Below are 14,389 nucleotides of genomic sequence, written 5' to 3' on the forward strand. Positions count from 1 at the left end.
CCATGGAGGGAAGGAAAGCGAGGGAAAATAGCGTACAGGCGGCAGGGGGTGGAAAAGAAAGACGCCCGGCCGGCTGCGGCGCTCGAAAGAGCGTCCGCAGGCACGACTGGGCGTAAGGAAAGTAATAATCTACTGCTGCGTAACGGTCCACTCCGTGAAATCCCATACCGTTGTACGCGCTCCGTCCCGCAGCTCCATCAAGCCGCTGCCGACAGCGGAATGCAGCAACGGATTGCCGATCAGCGGCCAGCGCTCGTACCGGACGGGGTCGCCGTTGATCGAGCGTTCCCCGTCATACGTGATGCGCAGCACGTCGCCCGACAAGGCGGTATAGGAGATCGTTGGCACAGCCGCATCGATGGCCGAATCGTCCAGCCTCGTGCTGTCCAGCACCTGCTCGCGAAACCGGTCGAGCGCGACGCGGATAGCCGTCTGTTCGTCCAGACCAGCGTCTTCCTGCTCCGCGAAGCCTGCAGGGTCGACGGCCTCGACGACGACTCCGTTCTTCAGCCCGTCACTGCGCAAGCGGCGGTGACCGCTGCCGTCTTCCACCCACCGGTAAGGCCGGAGCGGCCGCACGGCGATCAGGACCGAGCCTCCATGGGCGAACAGCCAGCCGGACGCATCCTCCGCAAGCTCGAGAATGGCGGTTCCGGAGATAAAGCCGTCGATATAAGGATCGCGGTCGGACGGAAACGGATCGCGCGGCCCGTACTGGTACGTCTCTCCTGCCGGTATGTTCACTAGCGAGACCAGCGCCCCATTGCTCTGAACGATTTGCTCGTAAGGCGAGGAGCCGATCCATTTCTCGACGTAACGCTCCTCCGCGCGGCCAAAATCGGGAAACGGATGATTGAAGAACAGGACGCCCGACGGCTTGTCGGAATCCCAATCCAGCGACCAGCGCCGCGTTTGCCCGGTCATGACGACGTCGCCCTGCTTGCCGTCCGCCATGCTGCCCAGCGTAAATCCTTTAGTGACATAATTGTACTTGTATACGCCGGCGCGGCTCACGTAACCATAGCCCTTGATCCGCACTGCGGCTCCCGCCACTTCGCTCGTGCGGTGATTGTCGTTCGTCGTCTCGCCGGTGCCGATCACATCGTGCGTTTCCCGGTGCTCGAACGGAACATCACGGTTTTGCGCAAGGCCGACGATGCCCGCGGGCGCGCGGTAGGCGGACAAAGCGTTGATGGCCGCATAATGGCATTCGCCATTCGCGAAGTCCGGCTCGCGTCCCCCGAAATAAAGCCACGCTCCCGTCGTCCCGGCAGCCGCGTTCGTGAACGTCTCGGTCGGGTGATAGTCCCGCGAATGCGCTCCGGTGAATATACCGTTCAGCCAATCGCCGGCGGTGTTCGCCAGCAGCCAGTCGATCGCCATGCCCGCCTTCTTCCGCAGCTGCGGATCGAGCGTGAAATCGTACAGCGTTGCCAGCGTGTTGATATAGAAAATGCTGTACGTCGTCGAATCGAATTCGCCTTGCCCGTAATGCGTAATACGCGTGAAATACCGATTCAGATATTCGGCGCAGCGGCTGCGGACGTCGGCGGCCCGCTCCCAATCGGGCCAGGCTTGCCCAGTCAAATAACCGGCCACGGCGTTCATAATGCGGTGATTTTCGGTGCCGCCCTGCAGGCTGTAATGGTCGGCTGCCGTCATGCTTTCCTTCACTTTTCCGCTCAATGTCCCGTCGTACGTATGCCCGAACCGGAGCATCGCGTCGATATTGGCGTGGCGGAAAAACATCGCCGCGTTACCCGGATCGTCGTTCGACTCGGCGATATGCCGCAATGCCGTATCGGTCTCCACGCCAAGCCCGAGCCGGGCAATGGCATGAAACATCCGCCTTCTCGGCACGTCGTCGTCCGGGATCGGGCACCGGATCGTCCGCTCCAGCAGCAGCCGTCCCCGGGCGGCAAAAGCTTGATCCTGCGCGTCGTTTCCGGTCTGCGGCGTGAAGACTGCTTCTATGTCCTTGTTCATGGCTTCCGTTTATCGCTCCTCTGTTTGGCTATGGAATAGCGCTTTATGGGTTATCCGGCCCCTCGTATGCGACGATCATGTACGTTTCGTTTTCCGCAAGACCCGTAACCGTATAGCTGGTTTGACCGGAAAGGGGCAGCGTTTGCCTGATGCCGTCCCAGCCGATCACCTCCAGCCGGTCGGAGCCCGCGGGAATGCCGGAAACCGTATAGGAAGTGCCGGGATGATTCGTCCAGTAAGGCCGATTTTGCCATACCCACATTTTCTTGCCTGCGCCTTCCAGCACGTATTCTCCGGTTTGCTTCGGGTCGGCGGACACGAGCGCCATGCCCTCCGCGGCGGCAAGAGCGCGCTCCAGCGTCTGCCCGCGCGCCGTCGGCGTCCACGGGGTCAGACTCGTATTCAGGCCGTACAAAGGGTCGGCTGCCTGCGATTTGAACAAGCTCCATGGGAACGCCAGGCGGGAAGCCGACGTCTGTCCGTCCTTTTTCACGACGCCCACGCTGTCCCAGAACGCGGTCAGGAACCCTTTGGCCGCTTCCTCCTCGGTCACGCCGCGCTTCTTGTAGTTGAACTCGGTTGTGTAAAAATGAATGTCCGCGGTAATGCCCGACACGCTTTTGATCGAATCGAAATTGCTCTGCGCGGAAAACTTGTACATCCCTTCCATAGGGGCGTATTGATAGTCGAAATACGTATGCAGATCGATGCCGTCCAGCTTGCCGTCGTTCCACAGATCGGCTATCGCCGGCCCGTATCCCCTCAACGTGTAATCGCTGTGGCTGTTCTGCCGGGCGAATCCGCCCGGGATCGCCTTCAGCGCCGGATCGACGGAATGGATGCCGTCCGCCAGACCCTCCAGAGCATCGTGGTAGGCCGGCTTCGGAATCACGTTCTCGACGTCGGGTTCATTCATCGCGGCATACACCGTAATGCCCCAATCGGCGATGCCGTGCTCCTGCCCCCATGTCCCGTTCGGCCGAAACCGTTCGGCAAAGTCATGCCCGATATCGTACCATTTGTCGTAATCGCCGAGCGGCGTTCCTTGGCTCGCATACGAGCCGTAATATTCGAACAGCAGCATCGGCGTAATGCCGTACTCGTAAGCTTGCAGCATAAGGGCGTCGAGCCGCTCCGGCGTCGGAGCGCCGCCCGCGTAGTAGTAGTTCGGGTACATGTTGATTCGGGCCATGGATGCTCCGATGTCGTTCAGCGCCTGGAATTGGCTGGCGTAGGTCGTGCTTCCGTTGGCAAAGTTGCCTGCCCCGACGATCGAGCCGACCGGCTGGCCCGCGTCCATGCCGTGAACGGTCGTCGCCCCCAGCAAGGTGCCGGCCAGCAAGGACAACACGATCGGCTTCGCCTTCTTCGCGATCTTTGACAAATCCCATTCCCTCCTCGCCACTTCTCCTTGCTATTTCTTCATTTGCTTTTCCGCTTCTTTTTGCAGGTCGTTCCACTGCGCGTTGAATTCCTTCACCTTCGCCGGCACCTGGGTGTATACGTCGAAGTTGTCGTTGAACAGATTTTGTCCGAGCCATGTAATGAATCCTTCGAAAGCGACCTCGGTTCCAGGCATATTGTTCATCATGCCGACGCCCTCGTCGTTCGTCTTCTCGACCTGGTACAAAATCGCATCGGTGACGTCTTTTTTGTTGATCGTCTTCTCCCACGCCTCAATTTGTTCTTTTTCCTTGGGGAAAGCCGGGATCGTAATTTTTTGCTTAATCTGCTCCAATTGACCTTCGTTGTCGTAGGCCAAAAATTTAATCAGGTTCCACGCCTCTTCCTTGTTCTTGCTCGTGGAGGACAACGCGATGCCGTCAAGCGCGCCGTAGCCCTGCTGCTTGCCCGGTCCGACCGGCGCAGGCACGACGCCGTAGTTCAAGCCGGCTTCGTCGAATTGCTTCATCTTCAACCAAGTGAACGACATGCCCGACGTTCCTTTGGCAAAGCTGGGGCCGCCGGCCAATCCTTTCGCCTGCGTCACCTTGCCCGGAGATAAACCGTCCTTCACGACCATGTCGCGGAAAAAGTCGAAGCCTTTAAGCGCTCCCTGACTATCCAGCGTCATCTGGCTGCCGTTCGGGTTGAACGTCGTTCCTCCCCATGCCCCGCCGACGATATGCAGCATATTCGGCAGCGACGCTTCGAAGGCATGCACCTTGTTCTCGATCAGCTTGCGGCCCGCGTTAAGCATATCCTCGTACGTCCAGCTCACTTTCGGCTCCGGGATGCCGAATTTCTGGAACATGTCTTTATTGTAGAAAATCATGAATTGCGAGTGAATCCACGGCATGGCATAGCGCTTACCCCCGTAAACGCCGCGGGTTTGCAGGGACGGGTAATATTTGGTCATATCCACGCCGGTTTTCTTGATGTATTCGTCCAGCGGGACGACCCAGCCTCTCGCCGCATATTCCCCGGCGCCTACGTTAGGGCTGACGCGAAGAATGTCGATCTGCTCGCCGGAAGCGAACAGGGCGGTGTTGGCGGTAATGATGTTCTCCCCTTGATTCGGCTTGACCATGTCCACCTTGACCGTCACGTGCGGGTTTTTCTCCTGATACTTCTTGATCGCCGGCGCCAAGTCCTGATCGAACGTATCGTAAGTGGTATGCTTGATGACGAGCGTGATCGGGTCTTTCGGCTTATTCGTCTCCGGCTTGCTCTCTTTGCCCCCGTCGGCTCCTGACGTGCCCGATGAACATGCCGCCGTCGTTACCGCCAGCATGGATGCCAGCATAACCGCCGCCGGCTTTTTCAACATCTGCCCCTTACTCACATGGAATACCTCCCGTATTGGTGTTGCCCCCGATTTTGCCGGAACGCGCTGACTCCCGGCTGTTTCCAGCCTATCGCACCGCGAAGCGGTTTGGAATTGAAGCTCTTTACTTCTCCTTGAATTTGTTTACCGCCGTGACAGCGCTTACTCATAGCGTGCGGGAAAGCGGATCAGCACGGTCGTTCCCACCCCTTGCTCCGAGGAATAGAACAGCCCGTAGGCCGGCCCGTACACGAGTTGGAGCCTTTCGTTCACGTTTTTGATGCCATAGGAATGAGGCAGCTCCAGCGACCGGCCGGAGCGGAAACAGCCGTTGATCTCGTCCAGACGCTCCTGGGCGATCCCGCCGCCGTTGTCGATGACCCGGAGCACGATATCGTCGGCGTCCTTCCAGCCGTCCACCCGGATCCAGCCATTGCCCTCCTTGTTCATAATGCCGTGATGGACGGCATTCTCCACCAGCGGCTGAAGCAGCAGCTTCAGACATTTATGGGCGTATACGGCCGGCTCCACGCTGATATCGTAGGCGAATTTCGTCCCGTACCGAATCTGCTCGATGGCCAAATAATTGCCGATATGCTCCAGTTCGTGCCTTACCGTGACGATGTCCATGCCGCGCGACAGGCTTTGCCGGTAATACCGGCCGAGCTTGGAAACGAGATCCGTAATTTTGTCAAAATCGCGGTTTTCGGCCAGCCAGACGACCGAAGCGAGGGTATTGTACAGAAAATGGGGATTGATTTGCGCCTGCAGCGCGCGGATTTCGGCGTTTTTTTCCTTGTGATGGCTTTCCTGAAGCCGATGCAGCAGCTCGTTCGTGCGGACAATCATCTCATTGAAGCTTTCGCCAAGCATGCCGACCTCGTCGCGGGAACGAATCTCCGCCTTGACGTCGAAGAAGCCGGAGCGGACTTTGCGCATGACCGCCGCCAGCCGCTTGATCGGGAGGGATATCGAATAGGCGATACCGAGCGAACCGACCAACGATGCCCCAAGCACCAGCAGCAATATGACGGCAAGCCCCCGCATGATGCGGTCGCGGTCGCTAACCAGCTCGGAGACCGGAATAGCGCCGATAATGACCCAGTCCACGCTTTCCAGCTTGTTGAACACGAACAAGTAAGGGATGCCCCGGTAGTCGCGGACGAAGCTTCCTTCCTTTTGCAGCACGGCCTGCATATACGTATAGCTGTACTCGAACTTGCCTACACCACTGCGCTCCGTCCCGGAGATGACGATGCCGTTTTTGTCGATCACGTGGAAGATCGTGCCGGTTGGCACGTCGACGTTTTTCAAATATTTGTAAACGCTCTCCTCGGCAATGTTGACCACAACCGTTCCACGGTAAGCGCTGACGGCGGAATCGAATACTTCCCTGGTCAGCTTGAGCACATTTTCGTCGGCATGGCGCTCGCTCGAATAATCGATACGATGCGTCGGAATCCAGGTCAAGCCCTTGGAGTACCGATTGTTCGAGAAGCTTAAATAGCGCCGTTTCGTTTCCTCCGCATTGTCGGCGTCCGAACGGAAATCGTCGGAGGGGATAAACAGCCCCCTTTCCTTATTAAGCAAAAAGACCGATACGATGCCGGGGTCCGAGTCGATATATTTCCCGATGGCGCCGCTCATTCGCTCCTTGTCCCGTTCGTCCTGCAGAAGCCGTTCGGAGGCCAGCTCGCCGATCGCCGGATCGTTCAGAATCAGGTTCGAAATGCGAAGCAGCATATCCATGCGCGAATCGATCAGCTTGTTCGTCTGCTCCAAAATGTTGCGGATATTCTCCGTCCCTTTCTGCTCCATCTTCTCGGAGAATAGCGACAGCGAGAAATAAGCGCCGACCGTCAGGGCGAATGTGACCATCACCGCGGTCATCAAAAAGATTCGAAAAAAGATACGGGTGCCGAGCAAGCGGACGAACCAATTGTCCCTAGGCACGCTCATTGCTCCCGGTACTCGGTCGGATTGACGCCGGTCACCTTTTTGAACAGGGTGCTGAAATAGAACGGGTCCTTCAAACCAACCTCGAAGGTGATCTCCGACACCCTCATCGTCGTGCCGCGCAGCAGATGCTTGGCTTTCTCGATGCGCGTCCGGGTCAAATATTCCGTGAACGTGCAGCCCATCTCCTGCTTGAACAGCCGGCTGAAATAGGACGTATTCATCTGCAGCTCCTCACTTAACCGGTTGATGGACAGGTCCTCGATGCGGTAATGAACGTCTATGTATTCGACGGCCCGCTGGATGACGGAGCGCGTCTTGTTACCCCGCTTGTCGCGCACGAAGTCGGAGATTTCCGCAAACATCGTCCGCAGCCCGCGCTGCATGTCGTCCATCGTCCGGTAATGATCGACCGTAGAATACGGGTCGAAGTCCTTGCCGTATATTTCCTTGAGGCGTACGCCGGATTGCAGCAGTTGCCGGAGCGCCACGGCGAGAAACTCTTTCATGTACAGCTTGATGTCCGAAATCGGCAGCCCGGCGCTGCCGCGGATAGCGCCGAACACCGCGTCAAGCTCGCCTCGGATGCCCGCCTTATTGCCAAGTCTGACCGCCGTCGTCAGCTTCTCGATATGCTTCTCGGATATTGTCACCTGGTCCGGCTCGTCTTCGAAATTGATATAGTCAACCGGAATAACGCTGTTGTCGCCGATCAGAAAGCGGTACTCGAGCGCCTCCAACGCTTCCTGGTAGGAGCCCGCTATCCCCTCCAGACCGAGCTTGACGCCGCCCAGGCCGATGGATACCGGCATATCCAGACTCGCGAATACGTGCGCCTTCAACGTTTCCGGCAAGTCGAACAGATGGGGCAGCTCTCCGTCGTCCCCTTCGACAATGCACACGATATTCGCGTTCAGGCCGCTGAATACGACGGCCCGTCTCCGGTTGCGCATAAAGCCTTCGATCTCGTCCCGCAGCATGAGCAGCAGCAGCTCTCCGGCATCCACGCCGTTCTGCGCGCCGGCGGAAGGGATCGTAACCGTCTCCGGCTCGACGACCCATACGGCAAAACGTTCGCCGGTCAAAGCGATCTCCAGCGAATCCAGCTTCTGTCGCGCCTCCCGCTCGTTCATGCGCCCCTCCACCAGCCGGGTCAGCACTTTCTCGCGCAGCAGCGGGAAGCTTTCCTGCAGACGCTTCATCGTCAGCTGGAGCGTCGATTCGGCACGTCGGTGGCCGGTAACCTCCTGCTTCGCCTGAAGTACGATCTGCTCCAGCTCCCGGCTTGTGAACGGCTTCAGCATATACTTCATTGCGGAAAATTCGAGCGCCTGCTGGGCGAACTCGAACTCCTCGTAGCCGGACAGCACCACGATCTTGATATTGGGGTGAAGCTTGCGCGCCTCCCGGCACAGCTGAATGCCGTCCATGTACGGCATATGAATATCGGTAAGCAGGATGTCGACCGGCCCGTTCTTCAGCATATCGAGCGCAACCTTGCCGTTCTCGGCCGCCCCGACCAGTTCGATCCCCATGCCGGACCAATCCATCTTGTTCCGGATGCCGTCGCGAATAATCAATTCATCGTCGGCCAGCAGCAATTTGACGGTCATTGCCATTCCTCCGATCCATCGCATTGTTGTGGTAATGATACCGTTTACATAAAAATGTCGGATCAGGCCTCGTCCCTTCGGCGCCAAAAAATTCCGGCACCGGAACGCCTATGTACGATTGTACCAGACCGGGCTCCGCTGTCGGAATGGACATTTTTGCGAATTCCTTTAAACCGTTTACCTCGCCTTAAAAAGACAAACGGCAGCCTAGGACGAATCCTAAACTGCCGCTATAGAAATGACGCGTCCCGAGCAATTATCCTTGGATGCTCGCTTCTTTTGAATCAGAAACTTGTCGATCCTTCACCCGCTTTAACGTCGCTACGATCAAAAAGCTGACAATCACCAGCAGTAGCCAGGAGCTCGCCTTGCCGAAATGGACCATTCTCCACGACACGGACTGATCCGGATATTCCCAAGCTCCGAAAAAAGTAGCGACGTTTTCCGCCACCCAGATAAAGAATCCGATCAGCGCGAAAGAGAGCGCAAGCGGCATCCGATATCGCGTTCCGCCGACCTCATACGTGACCCATGTCCGCCAAAATACGAGCAGCACAAGCGCCGACAGCCACCAACGAACATCGATCCAAAAATGGTGGGTGAAGAAGTTTAAATAAATCATCGCAGCAAGCGGTACCACCACCGGGAAAGGCGGCCATCTAACCAATCCGACCTTCAACCGCCGCCACGCTTGGCAAAGGTAACTCGCAACGCTCGCGTACATGAATCCGCTGTATAACGGAACGCCGAATACCTTCGAGTACCCCTCCTCGGGGTACGACCATGAACCCATATGTACCTTGAACAACTCAAGGGCCAGGCCGATCAAGTGAAACAAAGTAATTACCTTCACTTCATCGCGCGTTTCCAGGCCGGAACGGACCATCCACCATTGCATGGCGAGGCAAATGAGCAGCAGCGCGTCATACCTCGGAAGCCACGGGATCTGGACATGCTGCGTTAAAGCCAACGAAGCGAAAATAACAACGGGAAACAGACAAGACAGCGCCTGCTCCCAACCAAAACGAACAAACTGCAGCCATACCCTCATGTTCTTCTCACCACACAACGATATTCACACCTATCCATTTGATCCTCGAGCGTCGTCGTCGCTTTTGTACTCCAGAATATCTCCGGGCTGGCAGTCCAATGCTTTGCAAATGGCTTCTAAAGTGGAAAATCGGATCGCTTTTGCCTTTCCATTTTTCAATATGGACAGGTTGGCCATTGTGATTCCAACCCTCTCGGAAAGTTCCGTTACGCTCATTTTCCTTTTAGCCAGCATCACATCAATATTGATTATCATCGCCATATTATTCACCTCAGACCGTCAGGTCGTTCTCAGATTTGATATCTATGGCATTTTTCAATAGCTTTTGAAGAACGGCCGCAAAGACTGCAATTACCAGGGAAGCAAAAATCATGACCAATCCGATCACGATGACACCCGGGGCGTCGTCTCTCTCGGCTATGAGATAAAAGAGCGGCAGACCCAATACATACAAGCCGCTGATTGTGATTGCGCAGTATTTTATCTTTTTTAAGGCTGTAACAGATAATTCCGAGAAAGCGTCGTTCCTGTCGATATAGCTTAAAAGTTTAAAGGCTTGGTACAGAGCGAAGTAAAAAGGGATTGCCGTTGCATACAAATCAATAAAAACGAGATATTTCAGATACGTCATATCGGGATACAATTGTGCCACATAATTCCCAATCTCGGGCACCAGAAATAGGCACAAAGCAAGAACCGGAATTCCCATAAGAACAACAGCCAGCTTTAAAAAGAGTGTGGTTCCCCGTTCCATAACATGCACCTCACTTGTTTTTTTCATTTTGATCTTAACACGATTTTTATCGTTTAACAATAAATAATTATTGATTATAGTTGTGTTTTTATTATTTTAGATAACTTTAGACAAAGAAAAAAAGCAGAAGCGGGGCCTCTGCTTGTCACTACTTGCAAATGTCTTGAAAAGCTTCGTGAATATCGTTGAATTGAAAAGAAAATCCATGCTCTTGAAGCCTCTGGGGGATCACCCAACGGCTCTTCAGAAGGAGCTCCGTTTCTGTTCGGATGAAACAAGCGCCGATTTCCAATAACCATCCGGGGAGGGGCATACCGACCTTTTTGTTCATGACCAAGCGCAGTTGTTTCATGAGTTCACGGTTTGTAACGGGGTTAGGCGAAGCGCAGTTGAAGATTCCGTTTAATTCTTTATGTTCCTTTAGGAATAGGACAATTCGCAATAAATCGTCCACATGGATCCAACTAAACCTCTGATGCCCCGGCCCTTGCGCACCTCCAAGTCCGCAGGCAGCCAAGTTTTTCAATGGACTCATGACTCCGCCGTCTCTCCCCAAAACAATAGATATTCGCAAGGCTGCTTGCCTCGTTTTCGGAAGCGTAAAGGAGAAGAAAGCATGCTCCCAGGCTTTGGCTACATCAACAGAAAAACCCGAACCGATTTCCCCATGCTCTTCCGTCATAGGGCGATCTTCCGCATGTCTATAGATCGTCGCTGTGCTGGAGTTTATCCAAAGCGGGGGCGGATTGTCGCATAAAAGCAATGCTTTTCCAAGTAAACCTGTTGTCTCTGTTCGGGATCTTAAAATTTCGTCCTTATTCTTTTGATTATACCTGCAGTCCACGGACTTCCCTGCCAAATTCACTAACAGTTCAGCCCCCTCCAGCGCTTCCGTGATCGCGTGAAGATTGCTCCAAGCTATATTCCCGGGCTTTCTTGAGATGATCTTTACTTCGTAACCGCGGGCTGCAAAGTTCTTCATAAAATAATTCCCGATAAAGCCCGTTCCTCCGGCCAACACAATCTTTCTGCTCAACCTCATAGCCCCCAGTCACTCAAAACCCCGCGTTTTCCTTATCATAGCCTCCCTTCGGCACATCCAGTAGTTCTAACTTTCGTAGGTCCTCTTTAGGAAATGGATTCCGCTATGCCTCCTTCCCTTGGGAAGGTTCTCTCGATCCGAGCCAAATCATCTTTATCCAGCTCCCAGCCTATGGCGTTTAAATTATCAAAGATGTGTTCCTGGTTCGCGGCTTTCGGGATCGTAACCAATCCTTCCTGCCTTAACACCCAGTTCAACGCCACTTGGTACGCCGACTTGCCGTGTTTTGCCCCTATAGACTCCAATAAAATTCGTCCTTGTGACCCGACCTCCGGAAATCCTTTCCCGCCAAATACACGAGGAGCATATCCAAAAGGCGAGTACCCCATAATCGCCACTCCATGTTTCTTGGCGTAGGGTAAAATCTGACTCTCTATCCTTCTATCGTTCAAATGGTAGGCTACTTGATTGCAGACCAGCGGGACATGGCCTAAATGGGATTGAGCTTCTTGCATGGAATGAGCGGAAAAGTTGCTTACCCCGACATATTTAACCAATCCCTTGCCAACTAATTCAGCCATAGCCCCCATCGTCTCCGAAATATCGTATTGCTGACTGGGCCAATGTTGTAAATACAAATCAATGTGATTTGTCTTCAAACGCTCTAAACTTGACTCTGCTGCTCTCAGAACACCTTTGTACGAACAGTTTTTGGCAGAAACTTTCGTCACCAGAAATACATCATTTCTTACATCTTGGATGGCTTGTCCAACAACCCTTTCCGCTCCCCCATGGCCATATTCTTCGGCAGTATCGATAAGGGTAAGCCCGTTTTCAATGCCAAAACGCAGCGCTTTTATTTCGTCGTTTTCCTTATATTTCTCTTCCCCAAGCTTCCAAGTCCCTTGGCCTATAGCAGGAATAATCACTTCCGTATTGCCTAGCTTACGATATAACATGCATAACACCTCCCAAAAACACTTTTATTACCACATCCCATGAAAAACAACAGAAAATTTTGAATATTATTCCATTAAACCATAGCATTTGCGAATCTGTGTATGCCGAAATCCTTTAGAGACGAGCCTAGAATGGCATTCCTTAGTGGATGCAAGTTAGGAGTAAATCTTAGTTCGATATTCAAACTTATTAGTTTTTCTATAAGGTTATCGAGGGGTTCAACCTCAATTGGTTTTACTATTTGAGTTGATATGTAGTATCCAGCATACTCGTCAAACAATTGAAAAGTTTCGATAGGCAAATTATATCTAAAAGTGGTTGTACTCTTGATACGCTCATACCAATCAGTCTCAACCACTACGAAAGTATCCGATTGGGTCATTCCAAAAAATGTAGTGTTATCTTCGTCAGAAATCTCATTATGTCTGTAATAAACAATTCTCGGGCAGTCCCTGGGAAAATAAAATGTTCATGGACATCATCGATTGCCCAAACAACAGGAGGCATATTCCTCCGATTTTCTTTCACTCTTGGCACAAAAATCTCAATTGAGCTTTCCTCGCTAAAATGAAATAACTTCACGCGACCGCCTCCCATCCCGAAAGCCTCGTCCAAGCAGATTACTCCATTATCGGCTCATTAACTTAAATCAAATGTAGTCCACCCAGCATCAAGAATCATTTTCTGTAGAGCTAAAAATTTCTTCTGATTCCTTAATTCCACTTTGGAATAGGGGATCGTGAAGAACTCGAAATAAGGGGGCTTCGCACAGAAGTCCCTATGCCCAATACATTTACTCTGCCTACTAAACTGCTCGTATTCTTCTTCAGTCCAATTATTATTTCTTTTGTGACAAGCAATCCAATTCTCATTACATTCTTTAAAGCTCACTATAATCTCTTCGCCTAATTGGTTTATAAAACTTAAAGTTTCAGTTGTCAGCTTTATATGTTGCAATACTATCACCTCAGAAATGGCACCATTGCTATCCATGCTTATATATCTAGCTCATACACGATCAGACCACTCATAACGCTCAAATTTGACGATGAAACAGAGCCACCCGCTACTAATTGACGAGCAGCTTCAAAATACGGATGGCGTGACCGGTACTGTCTTCGTGTCTCTCCTCGGAGATTCTGACATCCAAGACATGCTCGCCTGGGGAAAGACCATCCGCAAATAGAACAATTTTAGGCCGGTAAAACATCGGACAATAGCGGTCGAAAAGCTGCACGGCTCGCCATTCTCCCCCGTCGACCGACACCTGGACATCGCCGGTGTCCATGCCGGCCAGCATCGATATCCCTCCCGCCGTGCCGGTAAACGGAATCCGGAATCCGGCTCCCGGCGATTCTGCGACGAATATATCCGCCGGAGGCGTCCAGTTGCACGTCCGCTCGGTCGTCCAGCCATTGACCGTCCGCCAGCCCGATACATTTGCCGCTTTATCCGGAGACACCAAATCCGCGTTCTCGTAGCAAAAAGGATCTATCGGCGCCGGCAGGTCCGCGATGTTTGCCGGCTCCGAAGCACGTGCTTGTAAAGCTTCTTCCAAAAAATGCTCCATAAATCGGCCGTACAAGGAGTACCCGTAATCGTTCGGGTGCACCTCATCGCCGCTAAGTTGCTCCCATTCCAGTTTGCCGGATTCGATCATCCGATAAATCTCCCCGGCGATATGTACCGATGGAATCCGGTAATAGTCCGCCACTTCTTCGTGGTGGAAAATATTGAGCTGTCCCTTGCCGTTTGCGGAAAATTGCTTGATACCCGGCTTATTGGCCAAATAAAGAAAGCAAATGCCGATCTTCGGGTTGATCCGCTTGGCTTGCCTGACGATTCCTTCCATCGCTCTGACCGATTCGGTCCGGTTTCCGGCATCATTCACCGCGTATTCGACAAACAGCAAATCAACAGGCCCGTCCTTGAACACATGCTCCTTAATCCGGAACGCGCCATAAACGGAATCGGTTCCGCCGATAGCCGCATTGACGAAGCGAAATGCAGTCTTGGGGAAACTGCGCTCCAAATAACGGCATGTCCATGCACGGTAGCTGCTGTGACTTGCATCCGAGGCACCGGCTCCAGCTGTAACCGATCCCCCGATAAAAGCTACCGTCACCGGCTGACCGCTATTCAACTTAAGCGCTGTCGGATTAATCCCGCCACGGATGATATAATCGGTAAAACGGCCTTCCCGCTTCGAGGATACCATTCACTCATCTCCATTCCAGTCTGTTCTGACTTCGACATTCGA

Annotated in this window: 11 protein-coding genes and 1 pseudogene; all 12 read right to left on the reverse strand. The window is 53.4% G+C overall.

The features are described from left to right. Positions 1-129: 129 nt before the first annotated feature. Complete coding sequence (locus tag ABD796_RS20935; protein ID WP_344911360.1) at positions 130-1,986, reverse strand: hypothetical protein; 1,857 nt, start codon at positions 1,984-1,986, stop codon at positions 130-132. A 43-nt stretch (positions 1,987-2,029) separates the two neighbouring features. Further along, complete coding sequence (locus ABD796_RS20940) at positions 2,030-3,370, reverse strand: hypothetical protein (protein WP_344911361.1); 1,341 nt, start codon at positions 3,368-3,370, stop codon at positions 2,030-2,032. Positions 3,371-3,400: 30 nt separating this feature from the next. Then, positions 3,401-4,771 carry an ABC transporter substrate-binding protein gene (locus ABD796_RS20945; RefSeq protein WP_344911364.1) on the reverse strand — a complete coding sequence of 457 codons (1,371 nt, stop codon included), beginning with the start codon at positions 4,769-4,771 and terminating at the stop codon, positions 3,401-3,403. 144 nt (positions 4,772-4,915) lie between these two features. Further along, positions 4,916-6,706, reverse strand: coding sequence for a sensor histidine kinase (locus tag ABD796_RS20950; protein ID WP_344911367.1), 1,791 nt, complete (start codon positions 6,704-6,706; stop codon positions 4,916-4,918). A 2-nt stretch (positions 6,707-6,708) separates the two neighbouring features. Next, a complete protein-coding gene (locus tag ABD796_RS20955; protein WP_344911370.1) occupies positions 6,709-8,322 on the reverse strand; it encodes a response regulator in 1,614 nt (537 codons plus the stop codon). Between the two features lie 256 nt (positions 8,323-8,578). Continuing rightward, positions 8,579-9,373 carry a DUF817 domain-containing protein gene (locus ABD796_RS20960; RefSeq protein WP_344911372.1) on the reverse strand — a complete coding sequence of 265 codons (795 nt, stop codon included), beginning with the start codon at positions 9,371-9,373 and terminating at the stop codon, positions 8,579-8,581. A 30-nt stretch (positions 9,374-9,403) separates the two neighbouring features. After that, positions 9,404-9,634: a helix-turn-helix domain-containing protein gene (locus ABD796_RS20965; protein WP_344911374.1), complete on the reverse strand. Its 231-nt coding sequence runs from the start codon at positions 9,632-9,634 to the stop codon at positions 9,404-9,406. A 10-nt stretch (positions 9,635-9,644) separates the two neighbouring features. Continuing rightward, positions 9,645-10,127, reverse strand: coding sequence for a DUF2975 domain-containing protein (locus tag ABD796_RS20970; RefSeq protein WP_344911376.1), 483 nt, complete (start codon positions 10,125-10,127; stop codon positions 9,645-9,647). Between the two features lie 148 nt (positions 10,128-10,275). Continuing rightward, entirely contained in the window at positions 10,276-11,163 is an 888-nt protein-coding gene (locus ABD796_RS20975; RefSeq protein ID WP_344911379.1) for a TIGR01777 family oxidoreductase, read from the reverse strand. A gap of 92 nt (positions 11,164-11,255) precedes the next feature. Continuing rightward, complete coding sequence (locus ABD796_RS20980) at positions 11,256-12,128, reverse strand: aldo/keto reductase (protein ID WP_344911381.1); 873 nt, start codon at positions 12,126-12,128, stop codon at positions 11,256-11,258. A gap of 74 nt (positions 12,129-12,202) precedes the next feature. After that, positions 12,203-12,726: pseudogene (locus ABD796_RS20985) on the reverse strand (DUF6886 family protein). Between the two features lie 472 nt (positions 12,727-13,198). Beyond that, on the reverse strand, positions 13,199-14,347 hold the full coding sequence (locus tag ABD796_RS20995; protein ID WP_344911385.1) for an SGNH/GDSL hydrolase family protein: 1,149 nt from the start codon (positions 14,345-14,347) through the stop codon (positions 13,199-13,201). Between the last annotated feature and the right edge of the window lie 42 nt (positions 14,348-14,389).

Origin of the sequence: Paenibacillus hodogayensis (assembly GCF_039536325.1) — a bacterium.
GTDB classification, from domain to species: Bacteria; Bacillota; Bacilli; order Paenibacillales; family NBRC-103111; genus Paenibacillus_AB; species Paenibacillus_AB hodogayensis.